This is a genomic window from Corynebacterium sp. HMSC036D03, from assembly GCF_001836185.1.
GTDB lineage: Bacteria > Actinomycetota > Actinomycetes > Mycobacteriales > Mycobacteriaceae > Corynebacterium > Corynebacterium simulans.
Window position 1 is genome coordinate 82,137 of sequence record NZ_KV827718.1, and the last position, 19,109, is coordinate 101,245.

The following is a 19,109-nucleotide window of genomic DNA, read 5'->3' on the forward strand; positions in this document are numbered from 1 at the left end:
ACTTCGCCCATAACCCGAGCTTTGGCGGGGGTGTCCTCGTTGCTGCGCGGCACGGGGTATTTCAAAGCGGAGTATATCTACGAGCGCTCCTCGGACAATGATCTGCCCTTCGACTGCGAAGCATTTCAGGCGAACTCGGAGGAGATGAACCTGGCGACGACGCGCGCGGATACCGGCGAGTCCATCTACATCACGCGCGACGATATCCACGAGCAGACCGACATAAACATGTACGTGCGCGCCCTCGACGTTGCCGCTCATTATGACGCTGCGCTTTATCGACGGCGCGTGACCGCCATGGCCTCCGTGAGCTTCGACTCGCTGCCGCAGAACGGCGCGGTGCTCACCAAGCTCATGGTCTGCGGTATGACCCACCGACTGTCCTACAAGGACGTTGCTGTCGTGACGATCATCATCCCGCTCGTGACTTTGGCCATCATGCGGGGGCGAAGCCGTTAAGGCGATAGCCCAAGCCCGGCTCGGTGAGGAAATAGCGCGGACGTGACGGATCCGGCTCGAGCTTGTGGCGCAATTGCGACATGTAGACGCGCAGATAATTGGTCTCTTGCTCATAGTTTTTGCCCCACACTGCCTGTAGCAAATCGGTGCTTTTGACGAGAGACTCGTAGTTGCGGGCCATGTATTCGACGATTTTCCATTGAATGGGTGTGAGGTGGATGCGTGAGTCATCCACGTAGACACTTGATTGGGCAAGGTCGAGGCGTAACCGGTTATCCGAGGAGACGAGTACGGGGTTCACTCGTTCGGTGGCGAAGGCGGTGGCGGCGCGGCGTAGGGCGGATCGGAGCCGGGCGAGCAGCTCACCAGTGGAAAACGGTTTGGTGACGTAGTCGTCGGCGCCCTCGTCGAGGGCGTTGATCTTGCCCTCTTGTTCATGGCGGGCGGAGACCACGATGACGGGCACAGTCGACCATGTGCGCAGCGAGCGCAGGACTTCTAGACCAGACGTGTCCGGAAGGCCGAGGTCCAACAGAACTGCCTGGGGTTGCCACTGCCCAGAGATTTTCAGGGCGGAGGCTGCTGTCTTTGCAACGCGAACTTGATAACCCCGCGCCTTGAGGTTGATTGAAACCGCAAGGGCTAGCGTATGGTCGTCTTCAACGATGAGGATGCGGGGCCCTTGGTCGGCTTCGGGTGCCGCAGAGGATGAATGGAGTTGGGACACTACTGCTTTCCACCTTCGGGTGTAGAGGTACAAGGCATTTCGATGACGATGGTCGCGCCGCCACCGGGGGTCTCGGCGGGGTAGATGTGTCCGCCCATGGCTTCAGTGAAACCACGGGCCACGGCCAGACCCAGGCCGAGCCCCAAGGCGTCATCTGATAGCCGTTGGAAAGGCAGAAACAAGCTATCCCACTGGTCTCGAGGAATGCCAGGGCCGTGATCAGCAATCCTAATCTGTACGATGTTATGGTCGTCGCGAAGGCCAGAAGGCCCGATTGAAGCGGCATCGTCGGCCACGCTGGCCAGGTGTGCCTCGCGCGCCGTGATATCGATGTGGGTGCCCGCGCCGTGGTTGACCGCGTTGGCGATGACGTTTGCTAGTACGCGCTGGACGAGGCCGTAATCCGCGAGGATCGGGGGCAGCGTGACAGGGATGTCCACACGCACGCCTCCTGCAGAGACGCTGTGCTCATCGAGCGCAGCGTCGACGATGTCCGCGACATCAATAGCCTGCGAGTTTGGTCGAAGCATCCCCGTATTGAGGCGAGACATGTCAAGCAGATGATTGATAACTATCTCGAGACGGTGCGCCGAGGACTCGATGGTGTTGATGAGGGCCTGGCGGTCGGCCTCAGAGATTTCGACGTCGCCGAGCGTGAGACCGGAGACTGCCGTGGTGATGCCGGCTAGCGGCGTTCGTAGGTCGTGCGAGACCGCGGTGAGCAGCGTGGAACCGACTCGGTTGGAGGACTCCAGGGCTGAGGTCGCCCGTCGCATCGCTTCCATTTCCTGCCGGTCGAGAATGGCGGTAATGCGAGCACCGTGGGCTTCGATCATATCGATCTCAGACGGGCTGAGTTCCCGGTTGCCGATGACTAGGCGCAGTGAGTCACCGATCCCCACGTGGTTGGCGGATTCACCGGCACGACTTTTTTGCTGTGCCACAACTACATCCGAGGACTCCGCGTTGGACTCGATGGTCCACCACTTCTTGTCTTCACTGGAATAGCGCTGAAGGAGGACCTTGTCCAACGAAAAAGTCTCGCCAAGTCGCCGCAATAGTGATTTGAGATCCGCCCCCTCGTAAATGACGCCGCGCGCAAGGTCTGCCATGATGACGGCCTGTGTTTGACGTCGTTTCGCTTCGTCTGCGCGCCGTTCAGCGTAGTCCACGATATACGCCACGGTCAGAGCGATGATGATGAAGAAGCCCACCGAGGTTATCGACTCCGGCTCGGTAATACTCAACGTGTGGGTGGGAGCGGTAAAGAACCAGTTGGCCAACAGCGAACCACTGATGACCGCGAGCAGCGCCGGCCACACGCCGGCCGCGATGGCGCTAAAGACCACGATGGTGAGAAATCCCAGCAGGATGGGGCTCAAGAACTTTTCCTCCGGATTAAAGAGCAACATGAGCACCGTAAACCCCGGGGGGAAGAGCAACGCCGCAAACCAACCGGTCAGTAGGCGGACTCGGCCGAAAATCGTGCCTCGCCGCGGCCGTTTTGGCTGGGGGTCATCTGACGAGGACAGGGAGACGATGTGGACATCAATCGTGCCCGAGCCATCGATCACACGCTCGGCAACTCCATTGGCAAGAGTGTGCCCCCAGCGTGGCCGGCGGCCGATAACCAATTGCGACGCGTTGATAGAGCGTGCGTATTCCAACAGCGTGCCGGCGACGTCGTCGCCGATGAGCACGCGCCACTGGCCATTGAGATCTTCCACCAGCTCTTGCAGACGGCGCAGCGCGGAAGGGGTTTGGTTGGAGGTCAAACCCTCGTTGCTGGCGACGTAGACCGCCACCATTTCTCTGCCCGAAACTCTTCCTGCGATACGGGCGGCGCGCCGAATGAGTGCTTCGGACCCGTCGCTGCCCGACACCGCTACGATGAGGCGCTCGCGGGTCGGCCATGTCGAGTCGATCTCGTGGTTCTCGCGGTAGGCCGCGAGACCTTCTTCGACCTTGTCAGCCAACCACAGCAGCGCCAATTCGCGCAGGGCAGTCAGGTTTCCCAAGCGGAAGTAGTTCTCCAGGGCCTTGGTCGCCATGGCTCCGTGGTAGATCTCGCCCCGCGCGAGCCTGATACGCAGCGAGTCGGGGGATAAGTCGACCAGCTCGATGTGGTCGGTATCGCGGAGCACCTGATCGGGGATGGTTTCACGCTGCCGGGTGTTTGTGACCGCCGCTACGACGTCGTTGAGCGATTCGAGGTGCTGGATGTTGAGCGTTGAGATGACGTCGATCCCGGCGTCAAGCAGCGTGTAGACGTCCTGCCAACGCTTTTGCGAGACTTCTGTGGCTGCGAACTCGGCATCACCGGTGACGACGGTGTGCGCGAGCTCGTCGACGAGAAGCACGTCTGGAGCAAGTGCCAAGCAGGCGTCGACATCTAGCTCTTCGAAGACCCGCCCGCGATAGGTGGTTTTCTTTCGCGGGATGACGGTTAAACCCTCGACCAGTTCCGCGGTGCGTTTCCGGCCGTGCGTTTCTACGACGCCGACCATGACGTTAAGCCCCTGCCGCTGCAATTCATGTGCTTCGTTGAGCATGGCGCAGGTCTTGCCCACGCCGGGGGCAAAGCCAAGGTAGACTTTGAGTTTTCCACGGTGGCTGTGGGATGGCTCGAAGGGCGCAGAGTCGGTAGTCGCTCGAGGAGACTCAGAGGCAGACATAGTTACCAATTATATCCTTGGGAGTGTTTATTCTGGGCGGCGTGTGTCGAGGGGAGAAAGACGGAGACAGACCCCGCGCGGGCGGGCACGGGGCGAAAAGAGGATTACTCGGCGACAAGCTTAGCGAGGTCGTAGTTGAGTGTGACTACGTTGACGGCCACACCATTCGGGCTTCCAGTAAAGGAGTTCATGAACCCTACCTGGTTGTCCTTGATAAGCTGACGGAGATCGTCCTCGCCTAGGCCGGTGGCCTTGGCTATGCGTGGCACCTGGATCTCGGCGTACGCGGTGGAGATGTGCGGGTCAAGACCGGAGCCGGAAGCCGTGACGGCATCGACAGGCACGCGGTCTTCACTCACGCCCTCGCGGGCAGCGACCTCTGCGCGGCGCTTTGCAATCTCGTCCTGATATTCCTGCGAGACCACGGCGGCGTTGGATGCGGACGAAGACATAGCGTCCCAGCCATTGTCGCCTGCGGCGGACGGCCGCGGCTGGAACCACTGGTCTCCCTCGACGGGGTTGGCGATGAGGCGGGAGCCGACGATCTCGTTGTTGGCGTCGCGTAGGAGGCCACCGTTGGACTTATCCGGGGATAGCTTGCCCACGCCGATGAGGACCATGGGATAGATGAAGCCCAGTATGAGCATCATCACCAACAGTGTTCGCAACGCAGTCCATTGCGCGCGGACGTTGAATCCCGTGCTAAAAGGACTTGCGCCGGCAGCGTGGTACAGATCCGGGTTGTTCCCGAATTCATCCGAGCGCGTCAGGTCGTGGCTGATGGGCTCATCCGTTGCTGTTGAGTGTGCCCTCGCGGATTGTGGAGTCTGAGGAGTGTGCATGGTTTAAATTCCTAACCCATTACCAATGATGAGGTCGATGATCTTGATGCCAATGAACGGGGCTACGAAGCCACCGAGGCCGAAAATGAGTAGGTTGCGGCGCAGCAGTGCGGAAGCACTGGCCGGGCGGTAGGACACGCCCTTGAGCGCCAACGGAATGAGCGCCACGATAATGAGCGCGTTGAAGATGACAGCGGACAAGATGGCCGAGGTCGGAGAATGCAGGTGCATGATGTTGAGGGCTTGCAGCCCCGGGAATGCGGTGATAAACATCGCCGGTAAGATGGCGAAGTATTTTGCTACGTCGTTCGCGATGGAAAAGGTCGTCAGGGAGCCACGCGTGATGAGCAGCTGCTTGCCGATTCCCACGATGTCGATGAGCTTCGTCGGGTCTGAGTCCAAGTCGACCATGTTGCCGGCTTCCTTGGCGGCGGTCGTACCGGTGTTCATCGCCACTCCCACGTCAGCCTGCGCCAACGCCGGAGCATCGTTGGTGCCGTCACCGGTCATGGCCACCATGTGACCACCGGCCTGCTCTTTTTTTATGAGCGCGAGTTTTTGGTCCGGAGTAGCCTCGGCGAGAACGTCGTCGACGCCGGCTTCCTTGGCGATGGCTTGAGCGGTCAGCTCGTTGTCACCGGTGATCATGACGGTACGAATGCCCATCTCGCGCAGCGTCTTGAAGCGCTCGACCATGCCGTCTTTCACAATGTCCTTGAGATGGATAACACCGAGGACGCGTGACAAGGAGGAATTGGCGGTCGCTTCACGAGGATCGGATCCGGGCTCCGGGGCGTTAATGAGCTCGGCGACCACGAGTGCGGTGCCGCCGTCTTGACTAATTGAGTTGACCACGTCCTCGGTCTCTGCCGGAACAGTGCCGCCGAGCTCGCGGACAGTTGTCATGATCTGCTTGGCCGCGCCCTTGACGATCATTTCGGAATCGCTGAGTTTCACCCCCGACATGCGGGTCTGCGCAGTAAATGCGATGAATTCGAGGTTGCGAAAGTGTTCCTCTGGCATTTCACCTCGGGCGGCTTCCGCCAGCTTGACAATGGAACGTCCCTCCGGGGTCTCGTCGGCCATGGAGGAAAGCTGCACCTTGTATATAAGCTCGTCTTGGTCGTACCCGCCCACAGGAATTACGTTCACGGCCTGGCGGTCGCCGACCGTAATCGTGCCCGTCTTGTCAAGCAACAGAGTGGAGACGTCACCGGCAGCCTCGACGGCACGCCCGGACATGGCCAGCACATTGTGCTGCACCAGACGGTCCATGCCGGCGATGCCGATGGCGGATAACAGCGCGCCGATGGTGGTTGGGATCAGGCAGACCAACAAGGCGACAAGAACCAGGGGATCCTGCGCCGCACCATTAAATGCCGCGGTCGGGGCTAGCGCCATGACAACGAGCAGGAATATCAGGGTCAATACGTTGAGGAGCGTGGACAAGGCAAGCTCGTTCGGGGTCTTCTGGCGATTGGCGCCTTCGACTAAACCGATCATACGGTCCATGAAGGACTGACCGGGCTCGTTGGTGACCTTGATTACGACCCAGTCAGACAACACGCGGGTACCACCGGTGACGGCGCACCGGTCGCCTCCAGATTCTCGGATGACCGGGGCGGATTCGCCGGTGACGGCTGACTCGTCCACGGAGGCCGCCCCAACGATGACGTCGCCGTCGGCTGGAATGGTCTGACCGGCTTCTACGAGGACGACATCCTCTTTGGCCAGCTCGGTTGAGGGGACTTCTTCGGTCTCGTAGTTGGCCGGGCTGAGCTCAACGTTGGTGCGGCCGGAGCCGGACCCGGCGGTGACGAGGACCGTGGAGGTGATGCGACGGGCAGTGGTGGTCGTCCGTGATCGACGTAGGGCGTCCGCCTGAGCCTTGCCACGACCTTCTGCGAAGGCTTCAGCAAAGGTTGCGAAGAACACCGTGGCCCAGAGCCAGAGAGAAATGGAGAAACTAAACAAAGTCGGTTGGGTACAGGCGATGATGAAGGTGAACACAGCGCCCACCTCTACTAAGAACATCACCGGCGTTTTAACGAGCTCTTTCGGGCTCATCTTGCGCAGAGCCAAAGGCACCGTGGCCTTGAGCTGCTCTGCGGAAAAAGTAGATGTGGTCGAGCTCATAGAGTCGCCTCCAAAATCGGTCCTAGGACGAGAGTGGGAAGGAATGTTAGTGCACCGACGATGAGAACGACGCCTATCAGCAGGCCGACGAATAGCCCGCTGTGCGTCGGCAGAGTGCCCGAAGTCGTCGGGATGATGCGTTGCTTGGCCATGGCGCCGGCAATTGCCAGGACCATAACGATGGGCAGAAAACGCCCCAACAGCATGCACATACCGAGGGAGATGTTGAACCACCAGGTGTCTGCTCCGAATCCGGCGAATGCCGAACCGTTGTTGTTGGATGCGGAGGTGAATGCGTAGACCAGGTCGCTAAAACCGTGCGGTCCCGCCGCGGATAGAGAGTCTGGGGTGCTTGGCAGAAGGACGGATAGTGCCACTCCGCCCAGCACGAGGGTTGGCATCACGAGGACGTACAGGCAGACCTTGATCATTTCGCCGACGCCAATGCGCTTTCCCAGGTATTCCGGTGTGCGCCCGACAATAAGGCCGGCGATGAACACCGACAGAATGGCCATGACCAGCATGCCGTACAACCCAGTGCCGACACCGCCTGGAGAGACTTCGCCGAGCAGCATATTTAAGATGAGAAGGCCGCCGCCGAGAGGAGTGTAACTCGAGTGGAATGAATCAACTGCGCCGGTCGACGTCATTGTCGTTGTCACCGCGAACAGCGCAGACGGGATGGTACCAAGCCGCATTTCGCGACCTTCCATGCCGCCGCCGATAGCGCCGGAAGCAGTGGCCTCGAGGGCGGTGACGGAAGCGAGTGACAGGAAGTACAACACCGCCATGGCGGAAAGAATGGCGTAGCCCTGGCGGGTATCGCGGACCATGAGACCGAATGTGCGAGTGAGAGACACCGGAATGACAAGGATGAGGAAGATTTCCAGGGCGTTGGACCACACGGTCGGGTTCTCGAACGGGTGGGCCGAGTTCGCATTGAAGTATCCGCCACCGTTGGTACCCAGTTCCTTGATGACTTCTTGGGAGGCCACAGCGCCGCCGGGGATGGTCTGGGTAGCGCCGGTAACTGTGGTAAAAGTCTCCGGGGGTTGCAGGTTTTGGATGACTCCCTGGGTCATGAGAAACAGCGCGCCCAAGGTTGCCATGGGCAGGAGGATGCGCAGACAGACGCGGGTAAGATCCACCCAAAAGTTACCGATGCGCCCGTCGCCGTTACGGGCCGCGAACCCTCGGATAAGCGCAGCAGCGACGGAAATGCCTACGGCACCGGAGACGAAGTTTTGGACCGTCATGCCGAGCATCTGCGTCAGCTGCGACATCGCAGTTTCACCGGAGTAGGACTGCCAGTTGGTATTGGTTGTAAACGAGACCGCAGTATTCCACGCTTGGTCCGGATCTACTGGGCCCATGCCGTGCGCCCACGGCAAGTACTGCTGGAGGCGTTGCAGTAGGTACAAGACAATGATCGAAAACATGGAGAAGGCCAAGAGGCTACCGGCGTAGCGGCGCCAAGTTTGCCGGGCGGAAGAATCTACCCCCAACACCTTGTAGATGGCCTTCTCTATCTTGAGATCGTTGGCTCCTGTGAAAACCTTTGCCATGTACCCGCCCAGTGGGACGTACAGCACGGCGAGGAGCGTGAATACCGCGACGAACGGGATATACCCGCCGATAACCCCGGTCATGAGAAGTCCTCAGGGTGCAACAGAGCGATGAGCAAATAGATGACGGCCGCGATCCCTAGAATCGCGCCTACAGTAAGTTCCCAGGTCATAGCTTATCCACCACCTGAGCTATCCATTGAATGATAACGAACAGCACAATGGTGGCAAGCGTCAAAATAATGTCGAATGCCATGGATGTATAAAAGCACCCATCGGCACCGCTACATCTGGGTCTTAACGAGATTTTGACATCTACGCTGAGGGAAGAGCTAGTCTGCGACGAGTGGCTCCATGGTCAGCTCCGGGTGCTCCTTCTCAATGAAAGCTAGCTTCCACTTATCGCCGAAGAGGGCGATTAGTTCGCCGTCAGTGCGGGTAAAGATTTCCACGCCACGCTGGCGGCCGAGCTCAGAGGCGGACTCGGCGTCGGTGCGACGGGCAACGGAATACGGGATGGGCTCCGTGACGGTTTCCACGTTGTATTCCACTTCCATGCGCGCCTGCATGACCTCGAACTGCATGGGACCCACCGCAGCCATCACCGGAGCTGCGTCGCCACGGGCCTCATTGCGCAGGATCTGGACGACGCCCTCAGCAGCCAACTGATCCAAGCCCTTACGGAAGGCCTTGTAATCGCCCAAAGACTTCGCACGTAGAATGCGGAATGCCTCCGGTGCGAACTGCGGCATCGGCTTGAACTGCACCTTCTTGCCAGAGTAGATGGTATCGCCAGGTGCCAGGGAACCGGCGTTGACGAGGCCCACGATGTCGCCCGGGTAGGCGGTGTCGATGGTGTCGCGCGTGCGGCCGAAGACAGTCAGCGCGTACTTCGTGGAGAAGCTGCGGCCGGATTGGGCGTGGGTGACCTGCATGCCGCGGTCGAACTCGCCGGAGACCACGCGCATGAATGCCAAGTTATCGCGGTGCTTGCGGTCCATGCCCGCCTGCACTTTGAAGATGACGCCGGAGAAGTCATCGGTGACCTCGCGGACCTCGTCGATGGCTGCGTTGGCGCCGCCGGACGCCTCGATTGCCTTCGGATCGGAATCGCGCGAGCGCGGGGCCGGGGCGATGGCGCAGAGGGTATCGAGAATCTGGTGCACGCCGAAGTTCAACATTGCGGAGGCAAAGATCAGCGGGGAAGTAACGCACTGCTCGAATAGCTCCTGGTCATGCAGCGCGCCGTCGGCAGCCAGTAGCTCTGCTTCCTCGACGGCGGTCTCCCAGGCATCACCTTCCTTGGCCTCAGCGCCGCTCGGATCGTAATGCTCCTCCGGTGCGATGGTCGAGCCACCCGCAGTACGGATGAAGTGGATGTAGTTATCCGCTTCGCCGTCTTCATTGATGTGCGCCAAGCCACGGAAGTCACCAGCGATGCCGACCGGCCAGTACAGCGGGGTGGGCTGTAGCTGAATCTCGTTGACGATCTCGTCCACGAGCTCCAGCGGTTCGCGGCCGACACGGTCCCACTTATTGATAACCGTAACAATCGGCAAACCGCGGGCCTTGCACACACGGAAGAGCTTGAGGGTCTGTGGCTCCAGGCCCTTCGCGGCGTCGATAAGCATGACTGCGGCATCAACCGCAGTAAGAACGCGATAGGTATCCTCCGAGAAGTCCGCGTGGCCCGGGGTATCGACCAGGTTGATCATGTAAGGCTCACCCGTATGGCCCTCCGGGGCGTACTCGAACTGGAGGGCAGAAGAAGCTACGGAGATACCGCGGTCCTTTTCCATCTCCATCCAGTCAGAGACCGTGGCTTTACGGTTTCCCTTGCCGTGCACGGCACCTGCTTCATTAATGATGTGCGCATGCAACGCCAGCGCCTCCGTAAGGGTGGATTTACCGGCGTCCGGGTGGGCGATGACGGCAAATGTACGACGGCGGGTGGCTTCGGAGGCAATACTCATGCGCGTAAGTTTAGCGGTCTTGACCTAAAGTGCTGGAATCGCGCCGCAGCAATTAATTCCAGTCCACGCCAAGTTGCTCGCCCAAGTCATCGAAGATGCGGCGAGCAACGCTTGCCTTCTTGGCCATCGGTCGACGCATGCCCGGCTTGCGCTTGCTGTTGAAATACTGGCCAGACTCAAAGTGCACGCCCGGCGTGCCAGTGAGGTAATATGCAAGGCTCTCGCCGCCGGCCTGGGCTTTTCCAAAGTACTTGGAGATGGCGCCGGTGTAGAACTTGCTCGTGCGGGTCTGCGATGACCGTGCAAAGTTGGTTGCCAAGACGCCGGGGTGGAAGGCCACGGAAGTCATCCCATGAGCGTGGAGATACTGCGTAAGCAAAATATCGCCCAGCTTGGCGTTGCCGTAGGCACGCTCTGCGGTGAACTTCTGGAAGGTATTTGGATCGCCCGGATCGAATGCAGACATCAAGAAGTTAGCCACCGAAGCGGTTTGCACGATGGTGGCATCCGTTTTGCGCAGCTTCTCCCGCAGCAAGGAAGTCAGCAGGAAAGGCGCCACCACGTTAACCTGCCACGTGCGTTCAAATCCATCTGCCGTGGTGAAGGGGCCATCGAAGATCCCGCCTGCATTGTTTCCCAACGCGTGAATCTCCTCGAGCTCACCTAATTCTTCTGCCAAGCGGCGCACCTGGCCCAAAGACTCAAAGTCCGCCAGGTGGAAGGAAGCCCCCACGCTTTCTGCCACAGCCTTGGTCTTTTCGGGATTACGGCCAACCAGCACCAGGTGATCCTGCGGGCGTTGAGCGCGGAGCACGCGGGCTGCTGCAGCGCCGATGCCGTCAGAGGCACCAGTGATGACGATGGTTTGTGGGTCGTGGCTCATGAATTAAAGCTTAGGGGTTATGAGCTTTCTCTGGTGGGTTACTTGCGGGAATGAATCTCATTCTGCGCGAATTGAATGCCGCGGGAAACGATGAGCCCCACGGCGTCGGCAGCCGTGGCGATTGCGGCGTCGAAACCAGTACCGGAATCCACCGGCCCCAGGACATAATCCGGAATGGATGTGCCCTTCGGCGGGCGGGCAATACCGATGCGAATGCGAGGGTACTCGCGGGTTCCCAAGCGTTCGCTCAAGGACTTCAACCCGTTGTGGCCGTTTTCATTGCCGCCTACCTTGATGCGAATCTTATGCGCTGGCAAATCGAGCTCATCATGAATTACGATGATGCGCTCCGCTGGAATCTGTAATTCCTCTGCGAAGGGAGCGATCGGGTCACCAGACAAGTTCATAAAAGTTGCGCAACGGGCAACGACTACGGCAATATCACCCACCATTACCTGCGCCGCGGACAATTTATGGCCCTTAACCGGCTGCAGGATATCTCCGGAATCGGCTAAAAGGTCATCGACTGCCATGTAGCCCACGTTGTGGCGCGTCGCGGCGTACTGCGCGCCAGGGTTGCCAAGGCCCACCACGAGCCATTGGCCAGAAAGGTCAGAAACTTCCAGCAGGGGAGCCTGCTTCTGGCGTGCTGTGTTCCGGTGAAGCCCCTCCTTCACAGTACTTGCTTTAGAACCCGCCGAAGAGCGAAGCTGCTGCAAAAATTCCTTGATGGTTGCGCCGAGGGAAGACATAGAACACACCTTAATGTGGGGAGTAAAGAATAGCTTGCGCGCATCCTTTGCCTAGTCTGGGCGAGATGAGCACACTACTTGAAAGCTTAAAGACCAGAGTACTTCCCGCCCCCATGGCCGGGGGACCCACGACCCCGCGCAGCGTTCTGGCGGCATCGGCAGCCGGCTCCTTTGGTGCTTTGGCATTGGGCACTGCTTCCCTCGAAGCGGCGCGGGAACAGATTGAGGCCTGCGAGGGTGAGCATTTCGGGGTCAACCTTTTCTGTCCGCAGAAGCCGCTGGGTGAAGACTCGATGGCGGCGGTGCGCGCTATGGCGGAATCAGAAGGCGTGGAGGTTCCTAGCGTCGACTATTCCAACGGATGGGAGGACAAGCTCCAGCTAGCGCTAGATGGCGGCGCGGCGGTGCTGTGGTCCATGTTCGGTACCTTTAGTCTTGGCGAGATTAGCCGTATCCACGCTGCGGGAGCGGAGGCTTGGACCACGGTTACTTCGCCGGAAGAAGCTATCGCTGCTGCAAAAGCTGGGGTAGATGCGTTGTGTGTGCAGGGTCCTGAGGCTGGCGGGCACCGCGGGGTCTGGGATGCCGAAGCGGAGCCGGATTGGCGCCCGCTGCCGGAGCTGGTGGCGGCAGTTTACGCCGCGCTTAGCGACGCCCCTCTTCCGCTGATTGTCGCAGGTGGGCTGCGTACATCCGAAGACGTTGCACAAGCCCTTTCATGGCCAGGCGTTGAAGCAGCCAGCTGTGGTTCGGCCTTCTTGCTGGCCGAGGAGGCTGGAACCAGCACCTTTAATCGCGAGCTTCTCGCAGGCGGCGGCAAGAGCGTATCCACTCGCGCGTTTTCCGGCCGCTTTGCCCGTGGGCTGGAAACTGAGTTCACTCGGGCCCACCCAAAAATGCCCCCGATGTACCCCTTCTTGAATCCGATCTTGAAACCACGCCGCCAAGAAAAGGATGCTGCAGTGGCCTATTGCCTGGTGGGGGAGCAGGTGGAGAAAATAAACGGGGGTAGTGTGGCGGAAATCCTGCGGTGTCTATGCCAAAACGGGCAACACTAGGCGTTAATATTTACGGTTGAATGTTGGTTTACCCCCATGACGAGTAAAGGAAAAGAACACGTGACTGCGAACGCACAGGTTGGACACGCTGACTGGAACGAGCGCCTTGAGCTTGCTCAGGAAATGATCCCGCTGATCCACCAACTGCACCGCACCAACAACGTTGTTGCCACCATCTACGGCCGCAACTTGAATGGCGTAACGGACATCGACATCATGAAGGCGCACCGCTACGCACGCCGTATTGCAAAGCGCGAACTTTCCACCGCAGAGACCCTTCCTATCCTGAAGGAACTGTGCGACATGAACCTGGGCTCTGCCTCCATCGACCTGGGCCGCCTGGCTTCTGGCTACTCTGAGTCTGACGCCAACAACCTGCGCGACTACCTGGAGCAGGAACTCTGCGACCTGGTTGGCGCTGCTGTTGATAAGGAATGCACCGACGTTGTGCTCTACGGCTTTGGCCGCATCGGCCGACTGCTGGCCCGCATCCTGATCGCTCGTGAGGCTGCATACGGCGGCGTCCGTCTGCGTGCCATCGTTGCCCGCAAGAAGGGCGACGGCGATATCTTCAAGCGTGCCTCCTTGCTGCGCCGCGACTCCGTTCATGGTGCTTTCAACGGCACCATCGCTGTGGATGAAGAAAACGACGTTATCTGGGCAAACGGCACCAAGATTCAGATGATCTACGCCAACGACCCGGCTGATATCGACTACACCGCTTACGGCATCAACAATGCCATCCTGGTTGATAACACCGGCGTATGGCGTGACCGCGCTGGCCTGGAGCAGCACCTGCAGTCCAAGGGCATCGACCGCGTGCTGCTGACCGCACCGGGCAAGGGCGATCTGAAGAACATCGTCTACGGCATCAACGATGACACCATCGAGGATTCTGACAAGATCCTGTCTGCCGCATCCTGCACCACCAACGGCATCACCCCTGTTCTTAAGGTCATCAATGATCGTTACGGCGTTGTCCACGGCCACGTGGAGACCGCTCACTCCTTTACCAATGACCAGAACCTGATTGATAACTTCCACAAGGGTGACCGTCGTGGCCGCGCAGCTGGTCTCAACATGGTTCTCACCGAGACCGGTGCTGCGAAGGCAGTCTCCAAGGCTGTTCCGGAGTTTGAGGGCAAGCTGACCGGTAACGCTATCCGCGTTCCTACCCCGGACGTTTCCATGGCAGTGCTGAACCTGGAGCTGGAGAAGGAAGTCGAGCGCGACGAGGTCAACAACTTCCTGCGCAACGTTTCCCTGCACTCTGACCTGCGCCAGCAGATTTCTTACATTGCTTCTCCGGAGGTTGTCTCCTCTGACTTCGTCGGCTCCACCCACGCCGGCATTGTCGACGGCCTGGCAACCATCGCTTCCGGCAAGCACCTGGTTCTCTATGTCTGGTACGACAACGAGTTCGGCTACTCCAACCAGGTAATTCGCATCGTCGAGGACATCGCAGGCGCACGTCCTCGCGTATTCCCGGCTCGCGTTGAGGCACACGAGCTCTAAGCCTTTTCGCGCAGATTAAGCGCTACCCACCCCTGGGGCCACATTTTCGGTGTGGCTCCAGGGGTCTTTGTTTAGGCAGGCATGGGATCGGGTTGTAGTGCTAGGGCGCACGTACCCCTGAGTGGGTTGTTCGACTACGTGTATCCACGGCTGAGTTTTAGGATGTTTCGATGTGAAATCTAAACCCAGGCATTCGCAACCACACCGTGCCCAAAGCGCTGAAATAGCTGAAAATGCTGGTAGCAATCAATCTCCTGCGTCTCGGTGGATAAACGCCGGGCAATGGCTGATCGGTACGCCTTGGGGAAGGCTTGTCATTATTATTGCGTTGTGCGCGGCGCTGGCACCATCAGTATTACGAGGTTTTCACCTCCGGTATTACATCGATCTTGATGTCTACGCTGCAGGCGGTCGCGCGGTGCTGACAGGCCAGTCGCTCTACGACGACGGCTTCGATGTGCGTGGGGCGCATTTGCCTTTTACATATCCGCCGTTGGCCGCAATGCTTTTTGCCCCGTTGTCGCTTCTGCCGCACTCGGTCGCAGCGGTTATCATGCTCGCAGTATCAACCGCGGCGCTCTGGTGGTGCATTCACCGTATCGTGGACATGCTGGGGCTTGCTGAGTATCTCGGTGGCAGCAAAGGGTGGCTGAGCACCGGGCTGCTTGCGTTGGCCTTGGTGACAGAACCCGTGCGGCAGACCCTCATGTTTGGCCAGATCAACATCGTGCTGATGTTTCTCGTGCTCGCCGATGTCTTTGGTCGCCGCAGTCTCCGTGGGTGGGGCGTGGGACTTGCGGCGGCCATCAAGCTTACTCCTGCGGTCTTTGGCCTGTATTTCCTTATCACCCGGCAATTTAAGGCTGCGGCGATGTCCGTAGCGACCGGAATTGCAGCGACGCTGTTGGCAGCACTCGTCTTGCCGGCCGACTCCCGCGAATACTGGACGCATACCTTGGGCGATCCGACCCGGATCGGTGGAATCGATTACGTGGGCAATCAATCTCTCCGCGGCGTCGTTGAGCGTGCCCTCGGGCCAGGGGAGGGCCACGGCCTGTGGGTCGGCGCGTCGCTGGTGGTTTTCTGCGTCGTCGCGGTGGCCATGTGGCGACACCGCGACGACATGGTGGCGCTGCTAGGACTCAACTCGCTTGTAGCACTTCTTATCTCCCCGGTGAGCTGGTCGCACCACTGGGTTTGGTTGCCGGTGCTGCTTATCCCGCAGCTCGTGCGCTGGGCCCGCGGTGGGGTGCCGGGCGCTACACTCGTGTTGATCGCGACGATGCTGTTTACCTTCATCGGGCCGCACTGGTTCGTGGATGGTTTGGATACCAGGCAGTGGTGGGCGGCGATATGCGCAGCGGACTTCGTCCTCATCGCAGTGGCATACCTTGTGCTTGCCGTGCGCGCCCCGCGGCCACGGGTTAACTCGTAGCGGGCGGGATAGCGGTTGCCGGGGATGACTACTTGTCTGACTTGTGCTTCCCGGTCTTCTTTTTCTTCTTGCCCTTGTGCTTTTTGCCTTCGGACTTGCGCGCAGCAACTTTGTCGCGCTCAAGTTCGGCGGCCACATCGGGGACGTAGGCGAACTCATCGCGCGGCGGGCGCTGGTATTCCTCGCCGCTTTCAGCTGGGCGCTCCGGAATCTCCGGAACCACCTGCTCGACGTGCTGATACGGAACCGTCTTTAGGATGTGGTTGATGACGTTGATACGAGAGCGTTTTTTGTCTTCAGATTCAACGGTGTACCACGGAGCGTTCGGGGTATCGGTGTGGACGAACATCTCGTCCTTTGCACGGGAGTAGTCCTCCCAGCGGGTGATGGACTGCAGATCCATGGGAGAGAGCTTCCAGCGACGCAGCGGATCGTTGCGGCGGGACTTAAAGCGCGCGATCTGCTCTTCGTCAGAGACGGAGAACCAGTACTTCAGCAGAATAATGCCGTCTTCAACGAGCATGTTTTCGAGCTGGGGCGCCTGGTGCAAGAAGCGGACGTATTCCTGTTGGGAGCAAAAGCCCATGACTCGCTCGACGCCGGCGCGGTTATACCAGGAGCGGTCAAAAATGACTATTTCGCCCGCGGTCGGAAGCTTTTCGATGTAGCGCTGGAAGTACCACTGGCCGGCCTCACGGTCGGTGGGTTTAGGCAGAGCTTCGATGCGGCAGGTGCGGGGGTTGAGGTACTGGGTGATGCGCTTGATAGCAGAGCCCTTACCCGCAGCGTCGCGACCTTCCATGATAATGACGATGCGGGCACCGGTTTCTACAACCCACTGCTGCATCTCGACGAGTTCGGCCTGCAGGCGCTTGAGTTCTTCCTCGTAAGCTTCCTTATCGAGCTTGGCAGGGGCGGTTTTGGATTTCTTGCTCATGCATTTAACTTTAGCCCGCTATCTGCGAAGATAGGTAATAAATCCAGGGCAATTATGCACAAGCATAGTAATTAACCACACGTGCACTCGGGCCCGCAGCCAGAAGGCGCTTCGCCGTAGTGCGTGGTGTTTTCGATAGCTCCTAAGCCTTCGACCTCAATGCGGACGGTTTGGCCGTCCTGAATAAAAGCCTGTGGCTCACGCGCAAATCCCACGCCCTCGGGCGTGCCGGTTACGATGACGTCGCCGGGATTAAGCGGGTACAGCTTTGAGCAGAACGCGATGAGCTCTGCGACGGAGAAAATCAGGTCATCGGTGTTATCTGCCTGGCGCACCTCGCCATCGACGGTGGTGGTAATGCGCGCGTTGCCGCCGGGTGCCCACTCATCAGAAGTGGTCAGCCATGGACCGAATCCAGCAGTGCGGTAGAAAGATTTGCCGGCATGGAATTGAGTGGTACGCCGCTGGAAATCCCGCAGCGTGTAATCATTCATCACGGCGTAGCCTGCGGCGTGTTCGAGCGCGTCTGCCATCGCAACATTGTGCGCACGAGAGCCGATAACCACGGCGAGTTCGCCCTCATAGTCGAGCTTGCTCGTGGCCCAGTCGGGGACATAGATATCGTCGTAGGGGCCGGTGAGCGCCTCCGGAAACTTAATGAACAAGGTAGGCTGCTCAGGCAGCTCACGCCCCATCTCACGCGCATGTTTGGCGTAATTGACGCCCACGCAGATAATCTTCGACGGCGTCGGGATGACGGGCGCTAAGTCCTGCTCGCGGAAAGCAATCGGCTCGCCAGAAAGCTGCGCGGACTTGCACCAATCCTCGGCCTGCAGGAGCTGGCCGACGTCGTCAAAGTCGAGCTCCACGCCCACGCCGGGGCCGTCGATGCGGATCGCAGTGGTGCCAAACTGGGTTCGCAAGGTGGCAAGTTTCATGTCGGAAAGTCTACGCGGAGTTGCAGGAAGCTTGGCGCAAAAGCCGGGGAGAAGCTTTAAGGCATGCGAATCTGGCCCGTGGGCGGGCTAGACAGCTTGCTTCGCGAGCTAAGTAGCGTGTTCTGAGAAATTGCTCAGCTCTTCGTCGAGGTAGGTGCGTTCTTCTTCCAACCAATCCGGCAGCGGCGAGTTAAGCGGCGGCGGAGATTTATCTGTCCAAGGTGGGATGTACCAGCCGCTGGGCGGAACCCAATAGACTGTGCCATGCCGCTCGAGCCATCCGCGCCCGCCGGCGGTGTCGTCGTCATTGACGGCATTGTGATACTGGCAGGCCATGGTGAGGTTTTCCGCGGATGTTTCGCCGCCATGGCGCCAGGCCTTTAGATGGTGGACTTGGCAATCGTTCGCGCCCTTTTTGCAGCCGAGCCAGGTACAGCGCGGGTTTTCCGCAGTAGCCATAAGCCGCTGCTTGGTGGAGGCAAAACGCGAGACTCGGTGTAGGTTCACAGGACCATGCACAGGATGCATGAGTACGTGGAAGCCGTGATCAAGGATGTTCCGGGTTGCCAGTTCAGTTGAGGAGATGAGCGCGCCATTGCTTAATTGGAACCAGACTTCGTGGCCTTCCAAAGCCCGCGCGTAGTTTTCCATGTTTGTTACCAACATGACAGAAATAGCTGGCTGACTAGGGTTTCCTTCGCCGAACCAGCGTTGCTTTAGCCCTGCGAGTGCAGATTCAGCGCTGCTGCAGTCAAGGCTGTCGCGCATATCGGTGAGGTCGGCGGAGGGGCCGCAAATAGTCAGGGTAGCTTGGCCATCGGGATGCTGGGCAAGGCGTATCCCAGGCTTGCGTTCGCGGCGAGGTGAGCGTGCAGCAACCAACTCGCGGGCTTTCTTCTCGACGACCCTCGTATCACCGGCCGTGGCCAAAGCCGTATGGCGCACGCGCCACCGTTCGGTCTCCGTGCGCAGCTTGCGGGCCTGCTTTTCCACCGCAAGGAGCGTAGTAAGGGAGTGCGCACGCCCGCGTTCCATGGTTTCACGGCGCAAGCGCTGAAAAGAGTTACTGGGCGCGAAGGACTCAGCGAGGGCTGCAAGGTCTATTGCCAGAGCATCGGGCACCCCGAGACTAGCGATCTCACTCGCTGTCTTGCCCACGGCTTCTTCGACAATATCCATGCCCCGACTTAACGTGCTGGCCAGTTCCCCCAAAA

At 59.4% G+C, this 19,109-nt stretch carries 15 protein-coding genes and 1 pseudogene; 4 read left to right on the top strand and 12 right to left on the bottom strand.

All coding sequences use genetic code 11. The annotated features are described in order from the left end of the window. Positions 1-285: 285 nt before the first annotated feature. Positions 286-459: pseudogene (locus HMPREF2692_RS12885) on the top strand (GntP family permease); the annotation flags it as partial. On the opposite strand, the gene HMPREF2692_RS01850 reads toward HMPREF2692_RS12885, so the two are convergent. From HMPREF2692_RS01850 to pth, 9 genes are all read right to left on the bottom strand, one after another. Next, positions 437-1,186: a response regulator gene (locus tag HMPREF2692_RS01850; protein WP_061921396.1), complete on the bottom strand. Its 750-nt coding sequence runs from the start codon at positions 1,184-1,186 to the stop codon at positions 437-439. The pseudogene HMPREF2692_RS12885 and the gene HMPREF2692_RS01850 sit on opposite strands and share 23 nt — an antisense overlap. Next, complete coding sequence (locus HMPREF2692_RS01855; RefSeq protein WP_070822558.1) at positions 1,186-3,861, bottom strand: DUF4118 domain-containing protein; 2,676 nt, start codon at positions 3,859-3,861, stop codon at positions 1,186-1,188. Before HMPREF2692_RS01855 ends, HMPREF2692_RS01850 begins: the two co-directional genes overlap by 1 nt. 104 nt (positions 3,862-3,965) lie before the next feature. After that, a complete protein-coding gene (locus tag HMPREF2692_RS01860) occupies positions 3,966-4,703 on the bottom strand; it encodes a potassium-transporting ATPase subunit C (protein ID WP_082778573.1) in 738 nt (245 codons plus the stop codon). A gap of 3 nt (positions 4,704-4,706) precedes the next feature. Then, complete coding sequence (gene kdpB / locus HMPREF2692_RS01865) at positions 4,707-6,839, bottom strand: potassium-transporting ATPase subunit KdpB (protein ID WP_061921401.1); 2,133 nt, start codon at positions 6,837-6,839, stop codon at positions 4,707-4,709. Then, positions 6,836-8,488 (bottom strand): potassium-transporting ATPase subunit KdpA, encoded by a 1,653-nt coding sequence (gene kdpA / locus HMPREF2692_RS01870; RefSeq protein ID WP_061921404.1) that lies wholly within the window; start codon positions 8,486-8,488, stop codon positions 6,836-6,838. Before kdpA ends, kdpB begins: the two co-directional genes overlap by 4 nt. Further along, entirely contained in the window at positions 8,485-8,577 is a 93-nt protein-coding gene (locus HMPREF2692_RS13530) for a potassium-transporting ATPase subunit F (RefSeq protein WP_061921406.1), read from the bottom strand. Before HMPREF2692_RS13530 ends, kdpA begins: the two co-directional genes overlap by 4 nt. 159 nt (positions 8,578-8,736) lie before the next feature. Further along, positions 8,737-10,377, bottom strand: a complete 1,641-nt coding sequence (locus HMPREF2692_RS01880) for a peptide chain release factor 3 (protein ID WP_061921410.1) — start codon at positions 10,375-10,377, stop codon at positions 8,737-8,739. A 52-nt stretch (positions 10,378-10,429) separates the two neighbouring features. Next, on the bottom strand, positions 10,430-11,260 hold the full coding sequence (locus HMPREF2692_RS01885) for an SDR family NAD(P)-dependent oxidoreductase (RefSeq protein WP_061921412.1): 831 nt from the start codon (positions 11,258-11,260) through the stop codon (positions 10,430-10,432). A 38-nt stretch (positions 11,261-11,298) separates the two neighbouring features. Continuing rightward, complete coding sequence (gene pth, locus HMPREF2692_RS01890; protein WP_082778574.1) at positions 11,299-12,012, bottom strand: aminoacyl-tRNA hydrolase; 714 nt, start codon at positions 12,010-12,012, stop codon at positions 11,299-11,301. A 65-nt stretch (positions 12,013-12,077) separates the two neighbouring features. Here pth and HMPREF2692_RS01895 point away from each other — a divergent pair, with 65 nt between their 5' ends. From HMPREF2692_RS01895 to HMPREF2692_RS01905, 3 genes are all read left to right on the top strand, one after another. Continuing rightward, complete coding sequence (locus tag HMPREF2692_RS01895; RefSeq protein WP_061921414.1) at positions 12,078-13,070, top strand: nitronate monooxygenase; 993 nt, start codon at positions 12,078-12,080, stop codon at positions 13,068-13,070. Between the two features lie 36 nt (positions 13,071-13,106). Next, on the top strand, positions 13,107-14,585 hold the full coding sequence (locus HMPREF2692_RS01900; protein ID WP_167599039.1) for a glyceraldehyde-3-phosphate dehydrogenase: 1,479 nt from the start codon (positions 13,107-13,109) through the stop codon (positions 14,583-14,585). Between the two features lie 418 nt (positions 14,586-15,003). Beyond that, a complete protein-coding gene (locus HMPREF2692_RS01905; protein WP_083281253.1) occupies positions 15,004-16,020 on the top strand; it encodes a glycosyltransferase 87 family protein in 1,017 nt (338 codons plus the stop codon). Between the two features lie 28 nt (positions 16,021-16,048). Here HMPREF2692_RS01905 and ppk2 read toward each other — a convergent pair whose 3' ends face one another. The 3 genes from ppk2 to HMPREF2692_RS01920 all read right to left on the bottom strand — a co-directional run bounded on the left by ppk2 (position 16,049) and on the right by HMPREF2692_RS01920 (position 19,074). Continuing rightward, a complete protein-coding gene (ppk2, locus tag HMPREF2692_RS01910; protein WP_070432748.1) occupies positions 16,049-16,957 on the bottom strand; it encodes a polyphosphate kinase 2 in 909 nt (302 codons plus the stop codon). A gap of 71 nt (positions 16,958-17,028) precedes the next feature. Then, positions 17,029-17,895 (bottom strand): fumarylacetoacetate hydrolase family protein, encoded by an 867-nt coding sequence (locus tag HMPREF2692_RS01915; protein ID WP_070432747.1) that lies wholly within the window; start codon positions 17,893-17,895, stop codon positions 17,029-17,031. 108 nt (positions 17,896-18,003) lie between these two features. After that, entirely contained in the window at positions 18,004-19,074 is a 1,071-nt protein-coding gene (locus tag HMPREF2692_RS01920) for an HNH endonuclease signature motif containing protein (RefSeq protein WP_070822560.1), read from the bottom strand. Positions 19,075-19,109: the final 35 nt, after the last annotated feature.